Raw genomic sequence first — 22,679 nt, forward strand, 5'->3', positions numbered from 1 at the left:
GGCAAGGCCCCGGCGCGGCAAGTCAATCAAGGCGCACTGGCGACCTTGGCCGGGGGTGTCCAGATCACGTCCTTGATGCTCAGTGGTTTGGGAATCAGCTTCAGGGCCTGAAACGTGTCAGCGATCTTCTGTTGCGCAGCCACCACTTCCGGGGTGAGCGCTGCGGCGCCATAGCCCTGGCGCTTGACCGAGGTCAGGGTGATATCGGCAGGCAGGCCAAGCAGTGGTGCAACCTGCTCGGTCACTTGCTGCGGGTTGGCCTGGGACCACTGGCCCACCGCACGAACTTCTTCGATAAGCGTGTTGATCACCGCCGGGTGCTGGGTCGCATAGCTACGGGTGGCAAGATAGAACTGGTGGTTATCGACCAGGCCCTTGCCGTCGCGCAGGGTGCGTGCTTGCAGCTGTTGTTCGGCCGCGGCCTGGTAGGGATCCCAGATCACCCAGGCATCGACGCTGCCGCGCTCGAAGGCCGCGCGAGCATCGGCCGGTGGCAGATAGACGGGCTGGATGTCGGTGTACCTGAGGCCGGCGTCTTCCAGGGCGCGGACCAGCAGGTAATGCACGTTGGAGCCCTTGTTGAGGGCGACTTTCTTGCCCTTGAGATCGTTGATCGACTGTACCGGCGACCCCTTCGGCACCAGGATCGCCTCGCTGTGCGGTGCTGGCGGCTCATAGGCGACGTACAGCAGGTCGGCACCAGCGGCCTGGGCGAACACTGGCGGTGTTTCGCCAGTGACGCCGAAATCGATGGAGCCGACATTCAGCCCTTCAAGCAGCTGCGGGCCGCCAGGGAACTCGGTCCACTGCACCTGCACGCCCTGCTCGGCCAGACGCTTCTCCAACGTGCCTTTGGCCTTGAGCAGCACCAAGGTGCCGTATTTCTGATAACCGATACGCAGGCTCTCGGCCTGGGCTTGGGTAATGGCGCCGAAGGACACAGCCGCCGCAAACAGGGCGACCAGACCGCGACGCAAGAAGACTGTGCGCATGGCGCTCTCCTGTGCGATGGGGTTCGGGTTGCACCTGCTTGCCTCGTTGTCGGGCGAGTAAGGTGGTCAAGCAAGTGAGGCCGGTCAGATGCTCCAGCGAGCGCTGATCAGGCGTTCTTTCAGCACGCCGGGGGCTACAGGGCGTGGCCGGCGGGCCAGGGCGACGTGGAAGGTCTCCAGCGATTCCTGCAGGCGTTCTTCCAGCGCCGGTAGCAGCTGCGCGGGCTTGCTGCCGTCTGCGTAGGCGACTTGGCTGTCGTCGGCGAAGATCCCTTGCAGGGTCTCCTGCGCCTTGAGTGCCGACAGCACAGGTTTCAGTGCGTAATCCACCGCCAGCATGTGGGCGATACTGCCGCCGGTGGCGATCGGCAACACGATCTTGTGGGCCAGGGCCCGTTCAGGCAGCAGGTCGAGCAAGGTTTTCAGGGCGCCGGCGAAGGAGGCCTTGTACACCGGGGTGGCAACGATCAGGCCATCAGCCTGGGCTACCAGCTGCAGGAAATGCTGCACCTGCGGGCTGTCGAAACGGGCATGCAGCAGGTCTTCTGCGGGGAAGTCTCGTACCTGGAACGTTACCACTTCGATACCACGATCCTGCAGCCACAGGCGCGAACGCTCCAGCAGCACGCCGGAGCGTGAACGGGTACTGGGACTACCACCGATTGAGACGACCAACATTGCAGCGTTTCCTTGTCTGGGTTGGAAGTGACATTACCAGCGCATTCATATATCTAGAAATCATATTTTTTCATTTATTTATTCCATTTTATTTTTAATCCTGACGGCCTGCGAAAAACCGAGGCAATTTCTACAGGCATAAAAAAGGGCCGTCGAAACGGCCCGAATATCCCTGCTATGGCTAAGAGCAATGCAACGAGGAATCCTTCAGCGATTAGGCTGCGGGGTCAGCCGCAGGTAGGGCTTGACCGCCCGGTAACCTTTGGGGAAGCGCTGCCTGATCTCTTCTTCGTCCTTCAATGAAGGCACGATCACCACGTCGTCACCGTCCTGCCAGTTGCCTGGCGTCGCCACCTTGTGGTTGTCGGTCAGTTGCAGCGAGTCGATCACCCGCAGGATTTCATTGAAGTTGCGCCCGGTACTGGCCGGGTAGGTGATCGTCAGGCGTACCTTCTTGTTCGGGTCGATAACGAACAGCGAGCGCACGGTCAGGGTGTCGCTGGCATTCGGATGGATCAGGTCGTACAGATCGGACACCTTGCGGTCGGCGTCAGCGATGATCGGGAAGTTGACCACGGTGTTCTGGGTCTCGTTGATATCCTCGATCCAGCGCTGGTGCGAGTCGACAGGATCGACCGACAAGGCGATGGCCTTGACCCCGCGCTTGGCGAATTCGTCCTTGAGCTTGGCAGTCAGACCCAGCTCGGTAGTGCACACCGGGGTGAAGTCCGCCGGGTGCGAGAACAGCACGCCCCAGCTATTGCCCAGCCACTCGTGGAAGCGAATCCTGCCGTCGCTGGAATCCTGTTCGAAATCGGGGGCGATATCGCCGAGTTTGAGGCTCATGGGCTGCGGCTCCTGTGCTGGGTTCTGTAGCGTGTGGGTTCAATGTGCCTGCGCCGGAATAAAAATAAAAAGAATAAATAACGATTTATTTATAACTGAAAAGCACATCAATGCGCAGACACAAAAAAGCCTCGCACTAGGCGAGGCTTCTTGTTTGGCTACGGCTTACAGGAAATTGTAAGTATAGTTCACGATGAAGCGGGTCTGGTCTTTGTCCGCAGCGCTTTCGCCGCTACCACGGTAGACGCCCTGACGCAGGCTGAAGCCCAGGCCTTTGAGGGTGCCTTGTTGCAGGGTGTAGTCGACGCGCGCGTCACGTTCCCATTCGTTATAGGTGCCATCACCAGACCTGTTGCGTACGTCGTCACCACGCAGATAGGCCACCGAAGCCTTGAGGCCAGGCACACCCAGAGCCGCGAAGTCATAGGAGTACTGGCCGAAGGTGGTGTTTTCGCCAGCGCGGGCGAACTGGTTGATCATGCTGTCGGTGAACAGGTAGAAGCTCGAGCCACCGTTGCCTTCCAGCGAAGAGGTGGCGCCGTCCTTGCGTACGCTACCTTGGTTCAGCCAGACGAAACCACCGTCATCCCCCACCTGCTGGTGGCCGAGCATCAGCGCGTGGCCACCCAGGGTGTAGGTGAACATGGCGCTCCAGGTCTTGTTGTCGACTTCACCGGTGTTCTTCGCGAAGCCACCATTGTTGTCGAAGGCGTACCCGGTCTGGCCGTTCTTGCCATCGCTGCTGCTGTCGAAGTAGCGCAGATCAGTCTTGAACGACTGGTTGTCGGCAATCTTGAAGACATGAGTAGCACCCAGGAAGTGCTGCTTGTAGAAGTCTTCCAGGTTCGAGTAGTAGTACTGCAAGGTCAGGTCAGGGGTGAGCTTGTAGTCACCACCGGCGAACTGGAACTTGTTGCTGTCACGGAAGGCGCCAGAAACGGAAAGACCGGTCCGGTTGCTCGAAGCACGGCCCATCGCGTGGGTCAGCTGACCTGCGTTGACGGTCAGGTTGTCGATTTCCTTCGACTGCAAGGTGCCGCCCTCGAAGGTTTGCGGCAGCAGGCGGCCATCGTTGGACACCAGGATCGGCAGGTTAGGCGCCAGGGCGCTACCGTAGTGAACTTCTGTCTTGGAGAAGCGAGCCTTCGCGTTACCACCAATGCGCGCCCAGTCGTGGACTGCCGAACCATCCGAGTCGCTTGGGAAGAAGGTGTTGTTGGCATCCGGGCGGCTACCACGGCCACCGTCCAGGTGAATGCCCCACAATGCTTGAACGTCAACACCAAAGCCTACGGTGCCTTCGGTGAAGCCAGACAGATAGTCAAGCTTGAAGCCCTGTCCGCTTTCCTTCTGGTCGATGCCGCTTTCGCGGTTGTCATCGTTGAAGTACATGGTGCGCGAGCTGAGCGACAGTTTGCTGTCTTCAACGAAACCGGCAGCGCCTGCTTGTTGGGCGAGAACCCCCAATGCCACGGCCAGGGCCAGGCTGGACTTGTACATATTTTGCTCCTCTACGTTCTAATTCTTGTGTATCTCTGGCGGCGGGATCTGCTGCCCCGCTCACCGTGGATTGGCGATTTAGTCCCAAAGCGTGACCATTAAGTCAATCGTTTCTAAACGTTTCGCGACTTTGGTCTAAGACGCCACCTGCGCTACAGGATAATGACAATCCTATAAATCCAAAATGACCGTTTTATGAATTGGTAAGATTTTTCTGGAATATGTTAGGAACTGTTACTGGATTTTGTTGTAAAAACCAAGCGACTCATAACCATAGGTTATTTGCAAACGTTTGCTCATAACCTAATTCCATATCGTTCTAACGAGTCGGAAAAGGCTAGCAGCACTTCCGGGTTGTGCCATTGGCTGTGGTCATATCCGATCGAGCCCAAAGCGGTGCGCCTACAGGTTAAAGCGATTGGCTCCTAAGCTAATGCAAAAAAGTTATTTATTTTACTTTTCTTAGATCATTTAGCCTTCTCGCCATCCAACACCCGATGGCTGACGAGAGGTTCACCATGATTCCGCACGCTCCGCTGCGTCTGTTTGCCGCCCTGACCCTCGCCAGCGCCAGCTGGTTGGCCCAGGCTGCCGACCTGACCGTGGCCTACCAGACCACCGTCGACCCCGCCAAAGTCGCGCAGGTTGATGGCAGTTATGAAAAAGCCAGCAAGGCCAGCATCGACTGGCGCAAGTTCGACAACGGCGCCGACGTCATCACCGCAGTAGCCAGTGGCGATGTACAGATCGGTTACCTGGGCTCCAGCCCGCTGGCCGCTGCCGCTACCCGCAAGCTGCCGGTCGAGACCTTCCTGATCGCCACGCAGATTGGCGCCGGTGAGGCCCTGGTCGCCCGCGACGGTATCAACACTCCGCAAGACCTGGTCGGCAAGAAAGTCGCCGTGCCGTTCGTTTCCACCGGCCACTACAGCCTGCTGGCGGCCCTGAAAAGCTGGAACATCGACCCGGCCAAAGTACAGATTCTCAACCTCGCACCGCCAGCGATCATTGCTGCCTGGAAGCGTGGTGACATCGACGCTACCTATGTATGGGACCCGGCCCTGGGCGTGGCCAAGGAAAACGGCAAGGTATTGATCACCTCGGGTGAGCTGGCCGAGAAAGGCGCGCCGACCTTCGACGCGTGGATCGTGCGCAAGGACTTCGCCGCCAGGCACCCGGACGTGGTCAAGGCCTTCGCCAAGGTCACCCTCGACGCCTACGCCGACTACCGCAAGGATCCCAAAGCCTGGCTCGCCAACCCGGGCAACGTCGCCAAGCTGGCCAAGCTCTCCGGCGCCAAGCCTACCGATATCCCGGTACTGCTGCAGGGCAACGTCTACCCGCTGGCGGCCGACCAGGCCAGTGCGCTGGGCACGCCGACCACCCAGGCGCTGACCGACACTGCCACCTTCCTCAAGCAGCAAGGCAAGGTCGACGCGGTACTGCCGGATTACTCGCCCTACGTCAGCGCCCAGTACCTGCCCAACTAAGCCTGTAGAAACCGACCGGAGCCTGCCATGGCCTTGCTCGAGCTGGAGCGCATCAGCGCACAGTACCCCGGCGCCACTACCCCGGTGCTGGCCGATATCAACCTGACCTTGGGGCCGCGCCAGTTGCTGGTGGCCCTGGGGCCTTCCGGCAGCGGCAAGACCTCGCTGCTGAACCTGATCGCCGGCTTCGTCGCCCCCAGCGGCGGGCGCATCACGCTGGACGGCGTACCGGTTCAGGGCCCCGGGGCCGAGCGCGGTGTGGTGTTCCAGGATGATGCCCTGCTGCCCTGGCAGAACGTGTTGGCCAATGTCGCCTTCGGCCTGGAACTGGCCGGCATGCCCCGCGCCGAGCGCGAAGCCAGAGCCCGCGAAATGCTGGCCCTGGTTGACCTCGAGGGTTATGGCGAGCGGCGCATCTGGCAATTGTCCGGCGGCCAGAAACAGCGCGTGGGCCTGGCCCGGGCGCTGGCAGCCGACCCTCGGGTACTGCTGATGGACGAGCCGTTCGGCGCGCTCGATGCCTTTACCCGTGAGCAGATGCAGGAGTTGCTGCTGCAGGTGTGGCAACGCACGGCCAAACCGGTGTTCCTGATTACCCATGACATCGAAGAAGCGGTGTTCCTGGCCAGCGAGCTGGTGCTGCTGGCCCCCAACCCGGGGCGTGTGGTGGAACGCCTGCAACTGGATTTCGGCCAGCGTCATGCCGCCGGCGAACCGGCCCGGGCGATCAAGTCCGACCCGGCCTTCATCGAAACCCGCGAGCATGTGCTGGCGCGGGTGTTCTCGCAACGGCAAAGCCTGCAGGAGCGCGCATGAGCAGTCTGGACCTGCCGGTCATCGGCAAACGCAACGCCGGCCCCCGGCCAACCGCCAGGCTGCGCAGCCCCTTGGCCACCCGCTGGATCAGCACGCTGACCCTGGCCAGCCTGCTGCTGGCCTGGTGGTTGGTGACCGCAGCCGGCTGGATCGAGCCGCTGTTCCTCCCCGCGCCCGCCGATATCGTGGCCAGGGCCTGGACCTTGCTGACCCAGGGTTACATGGATGCCAGCCTGTGGCAGCACCTGGGTGCCAGCCTGGGGCGCATCGGCGTAGCCCTGCTGGTCGCCACTCTTACGGCCATTCCGGTGGGTATCGCCATCGGCTACAACCGCGTGGCCCGTGGCATTCTCGACCCGTTGATCGAGTTCTACCGGCCGATCCCGCCGCTGGCCTACCTGCCGCTGATCGTCATCTGGTGCGGCATCGGCGAGCTGTCGAAGGTGTTGCTGATCTACCTGGCGATCTTCGCGCCCATCGCCATCGCCACAGCCACCGGCGTGCGCACGGTCGACCCGGCCAAAATGCGGGCGGCACAGTCGCTTGGAGCGACCAGGGCCCAGCTGATCCGCCATGTGATCCTGCCCAGCGCCTTGCCGGACATCCTCACCGGCCTGCGTATCGGCCTCGGAGTCGGCTGGTCGACCCTGGTGGCCGCCGAGCTGATCGCGGCCACCAGTGGCCTGGGCTTCATGGTGCAGTCGGCAGCACAGTTCCTGGTAACCGATGTGGTGGTGCTTGGCATCCTGCTGATCGCCCTGATCGCCTTCGCCCTGGAAATGGGCTTGCGCGCCCTGCAACGCAAGCTGGTGCCTTGGCACGGGCAAAGCCACTGAACCCTGTTGACCACGCCAGCAGCCTGGCGCCTGACGAAGAGACCGACATGAGCCTGACCATTACTCCACTCAGCCCGGCGCTCGGCGCCCAGATCAGCGGCGTGGACCTCAGCCGCGACATCAGCACCGAACAGCGCGACGCCATCGAACAGGCGCTGTTGCAACACCAGGTGCTGTTCTTCCGCAACCAACCGATCACCCCGCAGCAGCAGGCACGCTTTGCTGCCTGCTTCGGAGACCTGCACATCCACCCGATCTATCCCAATGTGCCGGAAACCCCGCAGGTGCTGATCCTCGACACGGCGGTCACCGATGTGCGCGACAATGCCGTGTGGCACACCGACGTAACCTTCCTGCCGACCCCGGCCCTGGGAGCAGTCCTCAGTGCCAAGCAGCTGCCGGCTTATGGTGGCGATACCCTGTGGGCCAGCGGGATCGCGGCCTTCGAAGCCTTGTCGGCGCCCTTGCGCACGTTGCTCGACGGGCTCAACGCTACCCATGACTTCACCAAGTCGTTCCCGCTGGAGCGCTTTGGTACCACGCCAGAGGACCTGGCGCGCTGGGAGGCCACGCGGCGCAACAACCCACCTTTGTCACACCCGGTGGTGCGCACGCATCCAGCGAGCGGGCGCAAGGCGCTGTTCGTCAATGAAGGGTTCACCACGCGGATCAATGAGCTGAGCGAACTGGAAAGCGAAGCGCTGTTGAAGCTGCTGTTCGCCCATGCCACGCGGCCGGAGTTCAGTATCCGCTGGCGCTGGCAGGAGAATGATGTGGCGTTCTGGGACAACCGGGTAACGCAGCACTTTGCCGTGGATGACTACCGGCCCAACCGGCGGGTGATGCATCGGGCGACCATCCTTGGGGATGTGCCTTTCTGACACCACCCCGGGGAGGCTTGGGCCTCCTTTCGTGACACAAGGCCGCGTCTGCAGGAGTCGCGTACCTCTGCAGGCGCAGCCTTGTCGGGGTGGGCCGCACGGCGGCCCCCAGCGGGTTACCTGACCAGATGCAGGAACTGCATGTGCCGTTCGTACTGGTCGAGGATGTCGTTGATGATCTGCTCCCTGCTATAGCCCACCAGGTCATAGTTCTGGCTGCCTTCGCTCAGGTGCACCTCCGCCCGGTAGTAACGGCGGTTCTTCAACTCCTGCGTGCCCAGCCCACCGAGGGCGAACGATGGCGTGAAGTAGCCACGCATCTGCACCTGGTAGATGAACGGCTGCTCCTCGCCATGGCCAATCTTCAGGCTGACGTTGTCATGGCTCGGGTCGTCCTGGGTAATCAGCACCAGGCCCTTCTGCTCGAACACCTCGCGCACATCGGCAATTGCCGGGCGCACCACGTCGTCCATGAAGCGGTACACCTCGTCGCGCGACGGGAAATGCACCGCCTGGCTCAGGCGCTGGCGCCAGCCACCGCGCCCGCGACGTGAATGCGCGAACGGGGCCAGTGAGTGCATCTGCGCGATCTGCCGTTGCGACTCCAGGTAGAACGCCTTGTGCAGCCCCCACATCATGCACAGCAAGATCAGCGAGAACGGCAACGAGGTCAGCACCACAGCGGACTTCAGCGAATCGATGCTGCCGGCGAACAGCAGTGCACTGGTGATCAGCGCCGTCATTGCGCCCCAGAATATACGCAGCCAGTTCGGTCCGTCCTCGTCGGCATCACCTCCTGTCGCCGACAAGGTCGACAGCACCACGGTGCCCGAGTCGGCGGAGGTAACGAAGAACACGAAGCTGATGAACACCGTCACGGCAATCACCGCCTTGCTCCAGGGGTAGGTTTCCAACAGCAGGTACAGGCTCATCGCCGGGTTATCCAGTGCCGACTGGCCCAGCGCGGTCATGCCGTGGTTGATCACCTGGTCCAAGGCGCTGTTGCCGAAGATCGACATCCACGCCAGGGTGAAGCCCAGCGGAATCAGCAGCACGCCGAAGACAAATTCGCGAATCGTACGGCCGCGGGAGATACGGGCGATGAACAGCCCCACGAACGGTGCCCATGCAATCCACCAGGCCCAGTAGAACACGGTCCAGCCGCCCAGCCAGCCGCTGTTCTCGCCGTAGGCATACACATCGAAGCTCTTGCGTGGCAAGGCACCGAGATAATCGCCAAGGTTCTGGATCAGCGTGTTGAACAGGTGTTGGGTAGGGCCGGCGAACAGCACGAAGAGCAACAGCGCGCAGGCCAGGAACAGGTTGATGTCGCTCATCACCCGCACGCCCTTCTCCACCCCGGCAACGGCCACGGCGACCGCCGCGCCCATCATCAGGACGATCAACAGCACTTGCACCCACTGGCTGTGGCTGATGCCGAACAGATAGTCGAGGCCGGCATTCAGGTGCAGCACGCCAAAGCCCATGTCGGCGCCCAGGCCGAACACCGTGGCAATGATGCCGAAACCGTCCACCGCGTAGCCGATCGGCCCGTTGATGCGCTTGCCGATCAGCGGGTACAACGCCGAACGCAAGGCCAGCGGCAGGTTGTGCCGGTAAGCGAAGTAGGCCAGGGCCATGCCGACGAAGGCGAACACGCCCCAGCCATGCAGGCCCCAGTGCAGGAACAGGATCTGCATGGCCTGGCGCCCGGCTTCGGCGGTAGCCGCCTCGCCCTGGGGCGGCTGCAGCATGTGGGTCAGCGGCTCGGACACGCAGAAGAAGAACAGGGTGATGCTGATACCGGCGGCGAACAGCATGCCGGCCCACGACAGATAGCTGAACTCGGGCTCGTCGTGGTCGGCACCGAGCTTGATCTTGCCGTAACCGGACAAGGCGGTGACCACCACGAAGACCAGGTACAGCGTCATCGCCAGCATGTAGTACCAGCCGACGGTGTTGGCCGCCCAGTTCTGCGCCGCCAGCAACCAGTCGCCGGCACTGCGCGGGTTGGCAATGACCACCAGGCCGAAGAGCAGGATGAAACTTGCCGCGAAATAGAACACCGGGGGGTTCATGCGGATCTTGCCATTGGCAAGGGATGGGATCGGTGCACTCATGGGCGGCGCACCTCGTCGAATGACGTAAGGTTCGGAATGAACGGGTTCAGCAAAGGAATCCTCCTGTTGAACACCGGCAGCGGACCAGCGTTTTTCATTGAACAAGCGTTCAAGTTAAACATGGATCGGATTTCAATGCGAATCAGGGCGCTGGCTGGCGCCCTCCCTGGCCGGCCTCTTCGCGGGGCTTGGCTACGAAGAGGCCGGTACGGATATCAGTTCTTGTCCTGGCAATCCAGCTGCAGATTGGCCTGGGTAATGTTGCTGTCGGCCGGCACGCTGCGGGTCAGCCAGACATTGCCACCGATGGTCGAACCTTTGCCGATGGTGATCCGCCCCAGAACCGTGGCGCCAGCATAGATGACCACATCGTCTTCGACGATCGGGTGACGCGGCAGGCCTTTGTGCAAGGTCCCCGACTCGTCGCTGGGGAAGCGCTTGGCTCCCAGGGTCACGGCCTGGTAGATACGCACGCGCTCGCCAATGATCGCGGTTTCGCCAATCACCACACCCGTACCATGGTCGATGAAGAAGCTCGGGCCGATCTGTGCCCCGGGATGAATGTCGATGCCCGTGGCCGAATGCGCCAGCTCCGAGCTGATCCGCGCCAGCAGTGGCAAGCCGGCCTGGTACAGGTGGTGCGCCAGACGGTGGTGAATGATCGCCAGGATGCCGGGGTAGCACAGCAGCACTTCATCGACGCTGCGCGCCGCCGGGTCACCGTGGTAAGCGGCCAGCACGTCGGTATCGAGCAGCACGCGCAGGCCCGGCAGGGCGGCGGCAAAGCCCTGGACCAGGCGCAGCGCATGGGCATCAACGCCGTCCAGCTCGGCCTTGTTTTGCCGTGCGGCGTAGCGCAGCTCGAGGCGAGCCTGGACCAGCAAGGCGGTCAACGCGGCATCCAGGGTATGGCCTACGTAGAAGTCTTCACTTTCTTCGCGCAGGTCGACAGGGCCAAGGCGCATGGGGAACAGCGCGCCGCACAGTTGTTCGAGAATCTGCCGCATGGCCTCGCGCGAAGGCAACTCACGCCCGCCTTGCTCGCCACTGCTGCGGCCATTGCGGGCGCGCCATTGTTCACGGGCGCCGCGCAGACCGGCGACGATGCTCTGCAGCTGCCAGTGCCCGGATGAAGGTTGTTCGCTCACGGTTTTCTCCTGCCTGAGTAGGCCAGACTCATTTTTATTTGGCTGACCCGCGAAAGGGCCGGGCCTGCGTACATGCAATCCACTCTACGGCAAAACCATCCCTTGGAAAAAACAACGCTTTATTCCATCCTGCACTAAGTCCGGCATAAGCAGCGATGACGGGGGGCGGATACTCACCTACCCTCAATGCAGTCGGGACTGACAAAAACACAAAAGGAAATAACAAAATAATTTTTTATTATTTCCTGGCCTAAGTGGCCATCCCTATAGTCGCCACCCACCACTGATCACAAGCGCGGGGCTTCCACATGTCGAAATTCGCCAAACCGCTACTCAACGCCAGCCTGGCTCTCCTGCTGGGTGCCGGCCTGTTCAGCCAGGCTTTTGCCGGCGAGCAGCTCAAGACTATCCAGGAAAAAGGCGTGATCAACGTCGGCCTGGAAGGCACCTACCCACCGTTCAGCTTCCAGGACGAGAACGGCAAGCTCACCGGCTTCGAAGTCGAGCTGTCCGAACTGCTGGCCAAGGAGCTCGGAGTCAAGGCCAAGGTGCAGCCGACCAAGTGGGACGGCATCCTCGCCGCCCTGGAGTCCAAGCGCCTGGATGTGGTGATCAACCAGGTGACCATTTCCGAAGAGCGCAAGAAGAAGTACGACTTCTCCGAGCCCTACACCATCTCCGGCATCCAGGCGCTGATCCTGAAGAAGAAGGCCGAGCAGCTGAACATCCACAAGGCCGCCGACCTGGCCGGCAAGAAGGTTGGCGTAGGCCTGGGCACCAACTACGAGCAGTGGGTGAAACAGGACGTGCCGCAAGCCGATGTGCGCACCTATGAAGACGACCCAAGCAAGTTCGCCGACCTGCGTAACGGCCGTATCGATGCCATCCTGATCGACCGCCTGGCCGCGCTGGAATATGCCCAGAAAGCCAAGGACACCCAGCTGGCCGGCGATGCCTTCTCGCGCCTCGAAAGCGGCGTGGCACTGCGCAAGGGCGAGCCGGAACTGCTGGCGGCAATCAACAAGGCACTGGACAAGCTCAAGGCTGACGGCACGCTGGCCAAGCTGTCCGAGAAGTACTTCGGTGCCGATGTCACCAAATGATCGCTGAAAGCCTGCAACTCGTTGTCGATTCTGCGCCCTTCCTGCTGAAGGGCGCGGGTTATACCGTGCTGCTCAGCGTCGGGGGCATGTTCTTCGGCCTGCTGCTGGGGTTTGCCCTGGCGCTGATGCGGCTGTCGAAGGTCCTGCCATTGAACTGGCTGGCCCGGGTCTATGTGTCGTTCTTCCGCGGCACACCACTGCTGGTGCAGCTGTTCGTGATCTATTTCGGCATGCCGCAGATCGGCATCGAACTGGACCCGATCCCGGCCTCGCTGATCGGTCTGTCGCTGAACATGGCGGCCTACATCTGCGAAATCCTGCGCGCGGCGATCTCCTCGATCGACCGCGGCCAGTGGGAAGCCGCCGCCAGCATCGGCATGACCCGCGTCCAGGCCATGCGTCGGGCCATCCTGCCGCAAGCCTTGCGCACCGCCCTGCCACCGTTGGGCAACAGCTTCATCTCGCTGGTCAAGGACACCGCCCTGGCGGCGACCATCCAGGTGCCCGAGCTGTTCCGTCAGGCCCAGCTGATTACCGCACGCACCTTCGAAGTGTTCACCATGTACGTGGCGGTCGCGGTCATCTACTGGGTGCTGTGCAGCATCCTCGCGCACTTCCAGAACCGCATGGAAGCGCGCGTCAACCAGCATGACCAGGAGCATTGAGCATGATTGAAGTCAAAGGCCTGACCAAGCGGTTCAAGGGCCAGACCGTGCTCAACGGTATTGATCTGGCCGTGCAGCCGGGCGAAGTGGTGGCGATCATCGGCCCCAGCGGCTCTGGCAAGACCACTTTCCTGCGCTGCCTGAACCTGCTGGAAACCCCCGATGCCGGGCAGATCCAGATCGGCGACATCAGCATCGACGCCAACCGCCCGCTGGGTGGCCAGCAAGGCGCGATCCGCCGCCTGCGCCAGCAGGCCGGGTTCGTATTCCAGAACTTCAACCTGTTCCCCCACCGCACTGCCCTGGAAAACGTCATCGAAGGCCCGGTGATCGTCAAGAAGACGCCTCGCGAGCAGGCCATCGAACTGGGCCGGCGCCTGTTGGCCAAGGTCGGCCTGGCAGGCAAGGAAGACGCCTATCCACGGCGCCTGTCCGGTGGCCAGCAGCAACGGGTGGCCATCGCCCGCGCCCTGGCCATGGAACCGGAGGTGATCCTGTTCGACGAACCGACCTCGGCGCTCGACCCGGAGCTGGTGGGTGAAGTGCTGGCGACCATCCGCGGCCTGGCCGAGGAGCGACGCACCATGATCATCGTGACCCACGAGATGAGCTTTGCCCGGGACGTGGCGAACCGGGTGATTTTCTTCGACAAGGGAGTGATCGTGGAACAGGGCGAGGCCAAGGCGCTGTTCGCGGCGCCGAAGGAAGAACGTACCCGGCAATTCCTGCGCAAGTTCCTCGGGACTGCGGCTTCCGAGTAAGCCTGTGCCGGCCTCGCGGGCGCGCCCGCGAGGCCGGCACATCCGCAACAAATCCCTTCTTCTATACATATTCCAAAGAGTTAGTTCATAAAGTTTTTATAAAGCATTAGGGTATATGAACCGGACCACCGGACCAGCACACATCCGTCGCGACCAGCTACAGCGACATAACCAATTTGTGAGGTCAGGAATGGTCAGGATCGCAATCACCCCAGTGCGCAACGCCAGGGCATTGAGTGCAGCCAAGGAGCGGCACTGATGTCCAGCCAAGCCAATACCCGATTCCACAGCGATCTCGACAGCTCGCCGGTGCTGCTGCCAGCCAAGGTGCTGCGCAACGACGCCGAAGCCTTGCAAGCGGCCCGCGAACTGGCCGAGGTTGCCCGTGAGCAGGCCGCCCGCCGCGACCAGCAACGCAAACTGCCATGGGCCGAGATCGAGCTGTTCACCCGCAGTGGCCTGGGCAGCATCAGCGTCCCCAAAGCCTTCGGCGGCCCCGAGGTGTCATTCGAGACCATCGCCGAAGTATTCCGCCTGATCAGCGCGGCCGATCCGGCCCTGGGGCAGATCCCGCAGAACCAGTTCGGCATCCTGCAACTGCTGCGCCTGACAGGAACCGAAGCGCAGCAGGCGGCGATCTACCGCAGCGTGCTCGACGGCTGGCGTATCGGCAATGCCGGCCCTGAGCGCGGCACCAAAGATACCCTCACACTCAAGGCCAGGCTTACCCGGGCCGGCGACGGCTATCGCATCAGCGGCGAAAAGTTCTATTCCACGGGTGCTCTGTTCGCCCACTGGGTGGCGGTCAAGGCGCTGGACGACGAAGGCCGCCAGCGCCTGGCGTTCGTCCGCCGTGGTAGCCCCGGGCTGCGCATCGTCGATGACTGGTCCGGGTTCGGCCAGCGCACTACCGCCAGCGGCACCGTACTGCTCGACCAGGTGCCGGTGGATGCCGAGCTGGTGATCGACAATTGGCGCCAGCGCGACATCCCCAATACCCAGGGTGCAGCTTCGCAGCTGATCCAGGCGGCCATCGATGCCGGTATTGCCGAAGCGGCGATCAATGATGCGATCACATTCGTCCGCGAGAAGTCCCGCCCATGGGTCGACGCCAATGTCGAGCGTGCCAGTGACGATCCGTATGTGATTGCCGACGTCGGTCGCCTGAAGCTCGAACTGCATGCCGCCGAAGCGTTGCTGCGCAAGGCTGCGCGGGTTCTCGACGAAGTCAACGCCGCGCCGATCGACGCCGCAAGCGCGGCGCGGGCCTCGATCGCGGTGGCCGAGGCCAAGGTGCTGACCACCGAAATCGCCCTGCAGGCCAGCGAGAAGCTGTTCGAGCTGGCCGGCAGCCGCGCCACGCTTGCCGAGTTCAACCTCGACCGCCACTGGCGCAACGCCCGGGTGCACACCCTGCATGACCCGGTGCGCTGGAAGTACCACGCGGTGGGCGCTTACCACCTCAACGGCACGCTGCCTGCGCGGCATTCCTGGATCTGATTTTTTGGCTTTGGGGCCGCTTTGCAGCCCATCGCGACACCAGCCCGCTCTTGCACAGGCCCCGTGTGCGCACCCTGTGGAGCCGGCCTTGCTCGCGATGGGCCGCAAAGCGGCCCCAATAGCCCGGAGAACACCATGACCACAACCATCATTACCAACGATAGCCACGCCCTGGCCGTCGCCGAAGACATCGCCCGGCAACTGCGCCGCGACAGCGCCCAGCGCGACCGTGAACGCCGCCTGCCGCACGCCGAGCTGGAGCTGTTCACCCGCTCCGGGCTGTGGGCGATCAGCGTGCCCAAGGCCTTCGGCGGTGCCGGCGTGTCCAATGTCACCCTGGCCAAGGTCATCGCCCGCATCGCCCAGGCCGACGGCTCGCTCGGGCAGATTCCGCAGAACCACTTCTACGCCCTGGAAGTGCTGCGGGTGAACGGCTCGCCCGAACAGCAGCAGCGCCTGTATGGCGAAGTACTGGCTGGCCGTCGCTTCGGCAACGCCCTGGCCGAACTGGGCACCAAGACCGCCAACGACCGCACCACCCGCCTGAGCCGTGACGGCGACGATTTCCGCATCAATGGCCGCAAGTTCTACGCCACCGGGGCCATCTACGCCCAGCGTATTCCCACCTCGGTGGTCGACGAGCACGGCGTGCAGCACCTGGCGTTCGTTCCGGCCGACAGCCAGGGCCTGCAGGTGATCGACGACTGGAGCGGTTTCGGCCAGCGCACCACCGGCAGCGGCTCGGTTGTGTTCGACAACGTCTATGTCAGCGCCGCCGACGTGGTGCCGTTCCAGAGCGCCTTCGAGCGCCCCACCCCGGTTGGCCCGCTAGCGCAGATTCTTCATGCCGCGATCGACACCGGCATTGCCCGCGCCGCCTATGCGGACGCCTTGCAGTTCGTGCGCAGCCGTAGCCGGCCGTGGGTCGACTCCGGCCTGGACAAGGCCAGCGATGATCCGTTGACGCTGAAAAGCTTCGGTCAGCTGGCGATCCGTCTGCACGCCGCCGAAGCCCTGCTGGAGCGTGCCGGCGAATACCTGGACCGCGCCCGCGACGACAGCACCGCCGCCAAGGTTGCCGCTGCTTCCATCGCCGTGGCCGAAGCCCGCGCCATCAGCACCGAGATAGCCCTGGCAGCCGGCACGACGCTGTTCGAACTGAGCGGCAGCCAGGCCACCCTGGCCGAACACAACCTCGATCGCCACTGGCGCAACGCCCGCGTGCACACCCTGCATGACCCGGTACGCTGGAAATACCACGCCATCGGCAATTACTACCTCAACGATGCCAACCCGCCACGTCGGGGGACCATCTGATGGCCAGGCAGATCCTGCTCAATGCCTTCAACATGAACTGCATCGGGCACATCAACCACGGCCTGTGGACCCACCCACGGGACACTTCGACCCAGTACAAGACCCTGGACTACTGGACCGACCTGGCGCAGCTGCTGGAACGCGGCCTGTTCGACGGGCTGTTCCTTGCCGATATCGTCGGCACCTACGATATCTATGGCCAGTCGCTGGATGTCACCCTGAAGGAGTCGATCCAGCTGCCGGTCAACGACCCGCTGCTGCTGGTTTCGGCCATGGCCGCCGTCACCCGCCACCTGGGGTTCGGCCTTACCGCCAACCTCACCTACGAGGCGCCGTACCTGTTCGCCCGGCGCCTTTCCACCCTGGACCACCTGAGCAATGGCCGGGTGGGCTGGAACATCGTCACCGGCTACCTCGACAGTGCCGCCCGGGCCATGGGCCTGGCCCAGCAACCCGAACATGACCGCCGCTACGACCAGGCCGACGAATACCTGCAGATACTGTACAAACTGCTGGAGGGTAGCTGGGCCGACGATGCGGTGGTCGCCGACCGCCAGCAGCGCATCTACGCGCGGCCCGACAAGGTGCGCAAGGTCCGCCATCAAGGCGAGTTCTACCAGGTCGAGGGCTACCACCTGAGCGAACCGTCGCCGCAGCGCACGCCGGTGCTGTTCCAGGCCGGCAGCTCACCGCGAGGCCTGGCCTTCGCCGGCAATCATGCCGAATGCGTGTTCATCAGTGGCCAGGACAAAGCCGCCACCCGCGCCCAGGTCGACAAGGTGCGTGCCGCCGCCCAGGCCGCTGGGCGCGACGCGCAAGCGGTCAAGGTGTTCATGGGCATCACGGTGATCGTCGCGGCCACCGAGCAACAGGCCCAGGCCAGGCACGCCGAGTACCTGCAACATGCCAGTGCAGAGGCCGGGGTCGCGCATTTCGCAGCCTCCACCGGTATCGACTTTGCCGCCTTCGAGCTGGATGAACCGATCGCCTTCCGCCAGGGCAACGCCATCCAGTCCGCCACGCGCCAGTTGCAGGACAACGCCTGGACCCGACGTCGCCTGTTGCAGCAGCACGCCCTGGGTGGTCGCTACGTGACCCTGGTTGGCGCGCCGGAGCAAGTGGCCGAGCAACTGATCGCCTGGATCGATGAAACCGGCCTGGACGGCTTCAACCTGACCCGCACCGTCACCCCGGAAAGCTTCGAGAACTTCATCGACCTGGTCATCCCACAACTGCAGCAGCGTGGCCGCTACAAGACCGCCTACGCCGAAGGCACATTGCGCGAAAAGCTGTTCCAGGCCGACCACCCGTACCTGCCCGCCGACCATCCTGGCTCGGCTTACCGCTTTGCCTCTACCCCTACCACGACTGGAGCCCTGCACCATGCTTGAGAAACTGTTCCGGCCCGTCGCGGCCATCGCCGTCAGCCTCGGTCTGTGCGCCAGCGCCCTGGCCGCCGAACCGCTGAAGATCGGTACCACTGCCGCCTTCGCCATACCACTGGAAGCGGCCGTGGAAGAAGCACACAAACAAGGCCTGGAAGTGAAGCTGATCGAGTTCAGCGACTGGATCGCGCCGAATGTCAGCCTCAATAGCGGCGACATCGACGTGAACTATTTCCAGCACATCCCGTTCCTGGAGAACGCCAAGGCTGCCGCAGGTTTCAACCTGGTGCCCTACGCCTCCGGCATCATCAACAATGTCGGCCTGTACTCGAAAAAGTACAAAAGTTTCGCCGACCTGCCCGAAGGCGCCAGCGTGGCCATCGCCAACGACCCGATCAACAGCGGCCGTGGCCTGCAGCTGCTGGCCAAGGCTGGCCTGATCAGCCTCAAGCCGGGAGTGGGCTACAAAGCCACCGAGGCCGACATCGTCGCCAACCCGAAGAACCTGAAGATCCTCCAGGTCGAGGCGGTACAACTGGTACGAGCCTATGACGACGCCGATCTGGTGCAGGGCTACCCGGCATATATCCGCCTGGCGAACAGCTTCGACGCTGGCTCGGCGCTGCTGTTCGACGGCCTGGAGAACAAGGAATACGTCATCCAGTTCGTCATTCGCCCGCAAAGCAAGGACGACCCGCGCCTGGCCAGGTTCGTCGACATCTACCAGCATTCGCCAGCGGTGCGCGCGGCCCTCGACAAGGCCCACGGCAAGCTTTACCAGGCCGGCTGGGAGGGCTGACATGAGCCAGGCCAGCGCGCTCCGGGCGCCCACCACACAATCACTACCAGCGACGGCCAAGGAACAGGCCCTGCGCCCGGATGTCAATCAGGCCCACGTGCGCTTCATCGGCCTGGGCAAGACCTACCCGGGCCAGGCGCAACCGGCCTTGCGCGGCATCGACCTGAATATCCGCCATGGCGAGATCTTCGGCATCATCGGCCGCAGTGGTGCCGGCAAGTCATCGCTGCTGCGTACTATCAACCGGCTGGAACAGCCCAGCCAGGGCCGGGTACTGATCGACCAGGTGGACATCGCGCCTTTTCACCAAGACCAGCTGGTAGCCCTGCGTCGGCGTATCGGCATGATCTTCCAGCACTTCAACCTGATGTCGGCCAAGACCGTGTGGCAGAACGTCGAGCTGCCACTGAAGGTGGCCGGCGTAGCCAAGGCCGAGCGCCAACGCAAAGTGCGTGAACTGCTGGAACTGGTAGGCCTGCAGGAAAAACACCACGTGTACCCGGCGCAGCTGTCCGGCGGGCAGAAGCAGCGGGTCGGCATCGCCCGGGCGCTGGTGCATGACCCCGAGATCCTGCTGTGCGACGAGGCCACCTCAGCGCTGGACCCGGAAACCACCACGTCGATCCTCGAGCTGCTGCGCGATATCAACCAGCGCCTGGGCCTGACCATTGTGCTGATCACTCACGAGATGGCAGTGATCCGCGACATCTGCCACCGGGTGGTGGTACTCGAGCGCGGTGAAGTGATCGAGCAGGGCGAAGTCTGGCGGGTATTCGGCGCCCCGCGCCACGAGGTCACCCGGACCCTGCTCGCGCCTTTGCAGGCCAGGCTGCCTGCGGCGTTGCAGGCCAGCCTGCAAGCGACTCCGGCGAGCCATGACAGTGCCGTGGTGTTGAAGCTGACTGTGCTCGGCGAGCCGGAACTGTCGGCCCTGTTCAATGACCTGGGCGGCCGCGTGCGCCTGCTGCAGGGTGGCGTGGAAATCATCGGCGAGCATGCCCTGGGGCAGCTGATCCTGTCGGTGCAGCACTCGCCGCACGCCCCACATCAATTGCTGGAACGCGCCCGCCGCTGGGCCGAGGACGTGGAGGTACTAGGCCATGTGGTTTGATCGCCTGCTCGAAGGCTTGCTCGATACGTTGTTGATGGTCGGCGTGTCGTCGTTGATCGCCCTGCTGGCAGGGGTGCCGATGGCAGTATTGCTGGTAACCAGCGACAAGGGCGGGATCTTCCAGGCCCCCGTGCTGAACCGGGTGCTCGGCGCTTTCGTCAACCTGTTCCGCTCGATCCCGTTCCTGATCCTGATGGTCGCGCTGATCCCCTTCACCCGCCTGGTGGTAGGCACCACCTACGGCGTGTGGGCGGCAGTGGTACCGCTGACCATTGCCGCCACGCCGTTCTTCGCACGGATTGCCGAGGTCAGCCTGCGCGAAGTCGACCATGGCCTGGTCGAAGCGGCGCAGGCCATGGGTTGTCGGCGTTGGCACATCGTCTGGCATGTGTTGTTGCCCGAGGCACTGCCGGGAATCGTGGGGGGGTTCACCATTACCCTGGTGACGCTGATCAACTCTTCGGCCATGGCCGGCGCGATCGGCGCCGGGGGCCTGGGGGATATTGCCTACCGCTATGGTTACCAGCGTTTCGACAGCCAGATCATGCTGACCGTGATTGCCATGCTGGTGGCGCTGGTGGCATTGATCCAGCTGGGTGGGGACCGCCTGGCGAAGGGCTTGAACAAGCGCTGAAGTGCCAAGCGTGATAGCTGTGGCGCCTGGGATATCGAGCGCCGCGCAGGCGGCGCTCGATCTCAAATGCGCTGAAGACCTACAGCCAGGGTAAATCCGCAGCCGGCACCGGCCGCCCGAACCAGTACCCCTGCCCCAGCTGACACAACTCCTGCAGCAGGAAGCTGGCCTGCTCGGCCTGCTCGATACCCTCGGCATGCACCTGCATGCCCATGCTGCGAGCCAGGGCGATGATCACCCGGACGATCGCGATATCGTCCTCGTCCTGCGGCAACCCGGCGACAAAGCCTTGGTCGATCTTCAGCTTCTGCACCGGCAGACGCTTCAGCCGCAGCAGTGATGAATACCCGGTACCGAAGTCGTCGATGGCCAGGGTCACGCCCAGCTCACGCAGGCGATGCAATTGCTCCAGCGCCACCTCCGGGTCCTCCATCACCGCGCTCTCGGTCACCTCCAGCTCCAGCAAGGCCGGGGCCAGGCCGGTTTCGTGCAGCACCTCGGCCACCTGCTGGTACAGCTCATGCTGGCCAAACAGACGGCTGGAAATGTTCACCGCCACGAACGCCAGCTGCCGGCCCTGACCTTGCCATTGCACCATCTGCCGACATGCCTGGCGCAGCACCCAGGCGTCGATCTCGGCGATCAGCCCGGTGCGCTCGGCAATCGGGATGAACTCGCCCGGCGGCACCAGGCCGCGCTGCGGGTGCTGCCAGCGCACCAGTGCTTCGACCCCGACCGGGCGGCCGCTCGCCAAGTCGTGTACCGGCTGGTAGAACACCCGTAACTCGTCCTGCTCCAGCGCCCGGCGCAGTTCACCTGCGGTTTCGACCCGGTGCTGGGCGTGGGCGGTCAGCTCTTCGGTGTACAGCGCATAGCAGGCCCGCCCGTTGCTCTTGGCCTTGTACAAGGCCGAGTCGGCGTTTCGCAGCAATTGCTCGGCACTCAGGGCGTCGCTGGGGAACAGGCTGATACCCGCGCTGACACTGATGAACAGGCGATGACCCTCGAACAGGAACGGCTCGCGCATGCGCTCGATGATGCCCTGTGCCAGCTTGCCGGCCTGGCCGACCTGCTGGCAGTTCTCGGCCAGCACCCCGAACTCGTCGCCCCCCAGTCGCGCCAGGGTCACGCCGCTGCCCAGCACCTCGCCGAGGCGCTCGCCCACCAGCTTGAGCAACTGGTCGCCAATGGTGTGGCCAAGGCCGTCGTTGATGCTCTGGAAATGGTCGAGGTCCAGCAACAGCAGGGCACAGCCGCGCTTGTTGGCCTGGGCTGCGGTCAGGGCCTGCCCGACCCGGTCGGTGAACAGCAGGCGGTTGGGCAGGCCGGTCAGCGGGTCGTGGTGGGCCAGGTAGGCCAGCTCCTGTTCCGAATGCTTGATCGCGCTGATGTCGCTGAACACCGCCACGTAGTGGCTGAGTTCACCTTCGTCGTCGTGAATGGCGCAGATGGTCTGCCATTGCGGGTAGATTTCGCCGCTCTTGCGCCGGTTCCAGATTTCGCCGCTCCACTCGCCCCTATCCGCCAGGGTGGCGTAGATCTGCTGATAGAATGCCAGGCCATGGCGGCCCGACTTGAACTTGTTCGGACGCTGGCCGATGACCTCATCCTGCTGGTAGCCGGTAATGCGCATGAAGGCCCGGTTGACGTGCACTATCAGGCCCTGGCGGTCGGTCACCAGCACGCCTTCCAGGGTGCTGTCGAACACGGCGGCAGCCATGCGTAGCCGCTCGCGGTCTTCGCAACGCAAACGCGCGCCACGGCCGATGAAGTTGAGCAGGCGCACCCGCGACACATAAATCAGCAAGGCACTGAACAGTACCCAGACCACCACGTTGATCTGTCGCCCCACGGTCTGTGCCAGTGGGTCGTCGGTCATGCTCTGCAGCACCACCTCGGCCAGCGTCAGCCAGAGGACCGATAGCACCACATACAGCGCAGCCATGCGCAAGGCGTCGCGAACGGAAACAGACATGTCGGGTGCGATAGCCCATCAGAAAGGAAGGGGCATTATAAAGGCTGAAACATGTCGTGACTTCCTATCTGAACGGTTGACTGGCTTTATTTCCTCACCAAGGGATAATCACCCCCTTCCCC

The 22,679-nt window shown here is 63.1% G+C and carries 20 protein-coding genes; 13 read left to right on the top strand and 7 right to left on the bottom strand.

Annotated features, from left to right (window positions below):
• Positions 1 to 26: 26 nt before the first annotated feature.
• The 4 genes from ACVWZT_RS07700 to ACVWZT_RS07715 form a co-directional block, all read right to left on the bottom strand.
• A complete protein-coding gene (locus ACVWZT_RS07700) occupies positions 27 to 992 on the bottom strand; it encodes a sulfonate ABC transporter substrate-binding protein (RefSeq protein WP_296235323.1) in 966 nt (321 codons plus the stop codon).
• A gap of 84 nt (positions 993 to 1,076) precedes the next feature.
• Entirely contained in the window at positions 1,077 to 1,670 is a 594-nt protein-coding gene (gene ssuE / locus ACVWZT_RS07705; protein ID WP_296235324.1) for an NADPH-dependent FMN reductase, read from the bottom strand.
• 207 nt (positions 1,671 to 1,877) lie between these two features.
• Positions 1,878 to 2,516 carry a peroxiredoxin gene (locus ACVWZT_RS07710; protein WP_296235325.1) on the bottom strand — a complete coding sequence of 213 codons (639 nt, stop codon included), beginning with the start codon at positions 2,514 to 2,516 and terminating at the stop codon, positions 1,878 to 1,880.
• Between the two features lie 165 nt (positions 2,517 to 2,681).
• Entirely contained in the window at positions 2,682 to 4,016 is a 1,335-nt protein-coding gene (locus ACVWZT_RS07715; protein WP_296235326.1) for an OprD family porin, read from the bottom strand.
• 518 nt (positions 4,017 to 4,534) lie between these two features.
• Between ACVWZT_RS07715 and tauA the strand changes: the two genes are divergently transcribed.
• The 4 genes from tauA to tauD are packed head-to-tail and all read left to right on the top strand — an operon-like array spanning position 4,535 to position 8,039.
• Positions 4,535 to 5,506, top strand: a complete 972-nt coding sequence (gene tauA, locus ACVWZT_RS07720) for a taurine ABC transporter substrate-binding protein (RefSeq protein WP_457468812.1) — start codon at positions 4,535 to 4,537, stop codon at positions 5,504 to 5,506.
• A 27-nt stretch (positions 5,507 to 5,533) separates the two neighbouring features.
• Positions 5,534 to 6,322: a taurine ABC transporter ATP-binding subunit gene (gene tauB / locus ACVWZT_RS07725; protein WP_457468814.1), complete on the top strand. Its 789-nt coding sequence runs from the start codon at positions 5,534 to 5,536 to the stop codon at positions 6,320 to 6,322.
• Positions 6,319 to 7,158 (top strand): taurine ABC transporter permease TauC, encoded by an 840-nt coding sequence (gene tauC, locus ACVWZT_RS07730; protein WP_457468816.1) that lies wholly within the window; start codon positions 6,319 to 6,321, stop codon positions 7,156 to 7,158. Before tauB ends, tauC begins: the two co-directional genes overlap by 4 nt.
• Before the next feature lie 47 nt (positions 7,159 to 7,205).
• Positions 7,206 to 8,039, top strand: coding sequence for a taurine dioxygenase (tauD, locus tag ACVWZT_RS07735; protein ID WP_457468817.1), 834 nt, complete (start codon positions 7,206 to 7,208; stop codon positions 8,037 to 8,039).
• A 116-nt stretch (positions 8,040 to 8,155) separates the two neighbouring features.
• Here the strand turns inward: tauD and betT are convergent, their stop codons facing one another.
• Both betT and epsC read right to left on the bottom strand, forming a co-directional pair.
• Positions 8,156 to 10,117: a choline transporter BetT gene (betT, locus tag ACVWZT_RS07740; RefSeq protein WP_457472038.1), complete on the bottom strand. Its 1,962-nt coding sequence runs from the start codon at positions 10,115 to 10,117 to the stop codon at positions 8,156 to 8,158.
• A 257-nt stretch (positions 10,118 to 10,374) separates the two neighbouring features.
• Positions 10,375 to 11,307 carry a serine O-acetyltransferase EpsC gene (gene epsC, locus ACVWZT_RS07745; RefSeq protein ID WP_296235331.1) on the bottom strand — a complete coding sequence of 311 codons (933 nt, stop codon included), beginning with the start codon at positions 11,305 to 11,307 and terminating at the stop codon, positions 10,375 to 10,377.
• Positions 11,308 to 11,615: 308 nt separating this feature from the next.
• Here epsC and tcyJ point away from each other — a divergent pair, with 308 nt between their 5' ends.
• The 9 genes from tcyJ to ACVWZT_RS07790 all read left to right on the top strand — a co-directional run bounded on the left by tcyJ (position 11,616) and on the right by ACVWZT_RS07790 (position 20,582).
• Positions 11,616 to 12,410, top strand: a complete 795-nt coding sequence (gene tcyJ / locus ACVWZT_RS07750) for a cystine ABC transporter substrate-binding protein (protein ID WP_296235332.1) — start codon at positions 11,616 to 11,618, stop codon at positions 12,408 to 12,410.
• The gene (gene tcyL / locus ACVWZT_RS07755; protein ID WP_296235333.1) at positions 12,407 to 13,075 is read left to right on the top strand and encodes a cystine ABC transporter permease; all 669 of its coding nucleotides are present in this window, start codon (positions 12,407 to 12,409) and stop codon (positions 13,073 to 13,075) included. Before tcyJ ends, tcyL begins: the two co-directional genes overlap by 4 nt.
• Before the next feature lie 2 nt (positions 13,076 to 13,077).
• Positions 13,078 to 13,836, top strand: coding sequence for an L-cystine ABC transporter ATP-binding protein TcyN (tcyN, locus tag ACVWZT_RS07760; protein WP_296235334.1), 759 nt, complete (start codon positions 13,078 to 13,080; stop codon positions 13,834 to 13,836).
• 258 nt (positions 13,837 to 14,094) lie between these two features.
• Complete coding sequence (locus tag ACVWZT_RS07765; RefSeq protein ID WP_457468819.1) at positions 14,095 to 15,336, top strand: SfnB family sulfur acquisition oxidoreductase; 1,242 nt, start codon at positions 14,095 to 14,097, stop codon at positions 15,334 to 15,336.
• Between the two features lie 135 nt (positions 15,337 to 15,471).
• On the top strand, positions 15,472 to 16,653 hold the full coding sequence (locus ACVWZT_RS07770; RefSeq protein ID WP_457468820.1) for an SfnB family sulfur acquisition oxidoreductase: 1,182 nt from the start codon (positions 15,472 to 15,474) through the stop codon (positions 16,651 to 16,653).
• Positions 16,653 to 18,044, top strand: a complete 1,392-nt coding sequence (locus tag ACVWZT_RS07775) for an LLM class flavin-dependent oxidoreductase (RefSeq protein ID WP_457468821.1) — start codon at positions 16,653 to 16,655, stop codon at positions 18,042 to 18,044. Before ACVWZT_RS07770 ends, ACVWZT_RS07775 begins: the two co-directional genes overlap by 1 nt.
• Entirely contained in the window at positions 18,037 to 18,837 is an 801-nt protein-coding gene (locus ACVWZT_RS07780) for a MetQ/NlpA family ABC transporter substrate-binding protein (RefSeq protein WP_296235338.1), read from the top strand. The genes ACVWZT_RS07775 and ACVWZT_RS07780 overlap by 8 nt, the downstream gene beginning before the upstream one ends.
• Before the next feature lies 1 nt (position 18,838).
• Positions 18,839 to 19,948 carry a methionine ABC transporter ATP-binding protein gene (locus tag ACVWZT_RS07785; RefSeq protein ID WP_457468823.1) on the top strand — a complete coding sequence of 370 codons (1,110 nt, stop codon included), beginning with the start codon at positions 18,839 to 18,841 and terminating at the stop codon, positions 19,946 to 19,948.
• Positions 19,938 to 20,582, top strand: coding sequence for a methionine ABC transporter permease (locus tag ACVWZT_RS07790; RefSeq protein ID WP_170027793.1), 645 nt, complete (start codon positions 19,938 to 19,940; stop codon positions 20,580 to 20,582). Before ACVWZT_RS07785 ends, ACVWZT_RS07790 begins: the two co-directional genes overlap by 11 nt.
• Positions 20,583 to 20,661: 79 nt before the next feature.
• Here the strand turns inward: ACVWZT_RS07790 and dibA are convergent, their stop codons facing one another.
• On the bottom strand, positions 20,662 to 22,557 hold the full coding sequence (gene dibA / locus ACVWZT_RS07795) for a phosphodiesterase DibA (protein ID WP_457468825.1): 1,896 nt from the start codon (positions 22,555 to 22,557) through the stop codon (positions 20,662 to 20,664).
• Positions 22,558 to 22,679 lie beyond the last annotated feature (122 nt).

This window comes from Pseudomonas sp. TE21394 (genome assembly GCF_054057835.1).